Annotated in this window: 4 protein-coding genes and 1 pseudogene; all 5 read right to left on the reverse strand. The window is 38.4% G+C overall.

From position 1 onward, the window contains the following. Nucleotides 1-91: 91 nt before the first annotated feature. Nucleotides 92-238, reverse strand: a pseudogene (locus tag WMO25_RS17750) (Arm DNA-binding domain-containing protein); the annotation flags it as partial. A gap of 2 nt (nucleotides 239-240) precedes the next feature. Then, nucleotides 241-438 (reverse strand): DNA-binding protein, encoded by a 198-nt coding sequence (locus tag WMO25_RS17755; RefSeq protein ID WP_349086533.1) that lies wholly within the window; start codon nucleotides 436-438, stop codon nucleotides 241-243. Beyond that, nucleotides 435-653: a hypothetical protein gene (locus tag WMO25_RS17760; protein WP_349086534.1), complete on the reverse strand. Its 219-nt coding sequence runs from the start codon at nucleotides 651-653 to the stop codon at nucleotides 435-437. The genes WMO25_RS17755 and WMO25_RS17760 overlap by 4 nt, the downstream gene beginning before the upstream one ends. Beyond that, nucleotides 646-873, reverse strand: a complete 228-nt coding sequence (locus WMO25_RS17765) for a DNA-binding protein (protein WP_349086535.1) — start codon at nucleotides 871-873, stop codon at nucleotides 646-648. The genes WMO25_RS17760 and WMO25_RS17765 overlap by 8 nt, the downstream gene beginning before the upstream one ends. Nucleotides 874-1,366: 493 nt before the next feature. Continuing rightward, nucleotides 1,367-1,546: a hypothetical protein gene (locus WMO25_RS17770; protein WP_008705291.1), complete on the reverse strand. Its 180-nt coding sequence runs from the start codon at nucleotides 1,544-1,546 to the stop codon at nucleotides 1,367-1,369. Between the last annotated feature and the right edge of the window lie 141 nt (nucleotides 1,547-1,687).

Raw genomic sequence — 1,687 nt, forward strand, 5'->3', positions numbered from 1 at the left:
GTCTAATCTCTCTAAATCTTGGTTAGCTTGGTTAGTAGCTTGGTTAGCTTGGTCAGTTATTGGATTGACTCGGAACAGCTCTACCCGAAACCGTCTGCTGCTGAAGGAAATCCCTCTCCCACTCTTTTGCTTCTCCCTTGGTCCGAAAGCCACGTTTCTGTTTTCTCTTCCGGTTTCCCTGCCAGTCCTTGTAATACACCTGTACTTTCCAGTTTTTTCCTTCTTTATATACTCCCATTGCTATTTCTCCACTTTCATCCCATAAATCTTCTCGGCAAGAAATTTCGTTGATATCTTTCCGGGAATAACCAGAAATCCTCTTTCTTTCAGTTCCTCGTTGTAGCCTTTCATGATTTTATATGCAAAGGCTTTCGATACTCCCAATACTGCACAAACATCATCTACGTTCATATACATTTTTTCCTGTGTCATACTCATATTGCTTTTTCCTCCGATAAATACTGTTCTACATGTTCCAGACCATAAATCTTGTCCTCAACATAACGAGTGGGCACCCGTCCTAATATCACATAATAATTTTTATTTGCCAGGTCAGCGTTCATCAGTTCCACTACCCTGTAAGCAAAAGAAACCGAGATATCAAATACTTCCGCTACGTCTTCCACTGACAAATACATCTTTCTTTTACGCATGGAACCATTCCACTCCCTTCTCCTGTGGTATGTGGCAGACATCCTCAATCCCGTAAAAACGTTCCACAAAATACTTGGTCGGAACCTTTCCTTTAAGAACCAGATACCCTTTCTTTTCCAGTTCGCTGTTCAAATTTGCAATGATCTCATAAGCAGAGGTTGTAGATACCTCCAAAAGTTCACATACATCTGCTGCTTTTAAAAATAATTTGTTCTGCATAATCAGTACCTCCTTTGTGTTCTGAAAGTTTTCCCTTCATGTACACCGGACTGGCAGGAGGATTTTCGGACACATTTTTCCGAATTTTTGCAAATTTTCCACAGGTAAAATTTCCTTACAAATTCAAAAGCAATAAAAAAACAGCCTGCCATGATGAAAACTACTTCATCAAAACAAACTGTTCTATAAAAATTCCCCGATATTCTCTTCTGGAAATGCAATGATATTCCGAAAAACCTTGTCTATTCAAGAAATCCGGCTAGTAAAAAAAATAATTTTTAACTCCATTTGCACTCCAGAGACAAAAATAAATCCCCGGGAAAGCCCATAAATACAGGCTTTTCCGAGGATTCGACTTCTATTCAAACTCCTTTGCGGACTGCGTTTCATGACACGCAAAGGCTGTTATTAGAGGTTTATATTTCGAACGTGCGTTCTGTTTTTGTGTTTTTCGCACCGCTTATGAAGAAATAAACTCCAAAATAACTCCATTTTACTCTTTATTATTTTGTTGTTCTTCTCTTGCGTAAAGAATGTCCAACGCCTGGAATATTACATTACTCATAGTCTGATAATGTCTCTCTGCATAAGATACTAGCTTTTCTTTTTGCTCTGGTGACATCCTAATTCTCAGACTAGAATCTTTGCCGTCTAATGATGGTTTTCTAGGCATCTTTCTCTCCTCCTTACATTTCATAGTTTAACACGAATTGATACAAGTGTCAATCTCGTTTTGTTAATATCACCCATTTCCCTTTTTGGCTACTTCCCTGCCTCTTCAGATAATTCTTTTCCTTCAATTTGGTTATATAAT

Origin of the sequence: Coprococcus intestinihominis (assembly GCF_040096555.1) — a bacterium.
Lineage (GTDB): Bacteria > Bacillota > Clostridia > Lachnospirales > Lachnospiraceae > Coprococcus_A > Coprococcus_A intestinihominis.

Coding starts and splice junctions, on each gene's coding strand:
- WMO25_RS17755 (WP_349086533.1), bottom strand. CDS start 438: ATGAGTATGACACAGGAAAAAATGTATATGAACGTAGATGATGTTTGT.
- WMO25_RS17760 (WP_349086534.1), bottom strand. CDS start 653: ATGCGTAAAAGAAAGATGTATTTGTCAGTGGAAGACGTAGCGGAAGTA.
- WMO25_RS17765 (WP_349086535.1), bottom strand. CDS start 873: ATGCAGAACAAATTATTTTTAAAAGCAGCAGATGTATGTGAACTTTTG.
- WMO25_RS17770 (WP_008705291.1), bottom strand. CDS start 1,546: ATGCCTAGAAAACCATCATTAGACGGCAAAGATTCTAGTCTGAGAATT.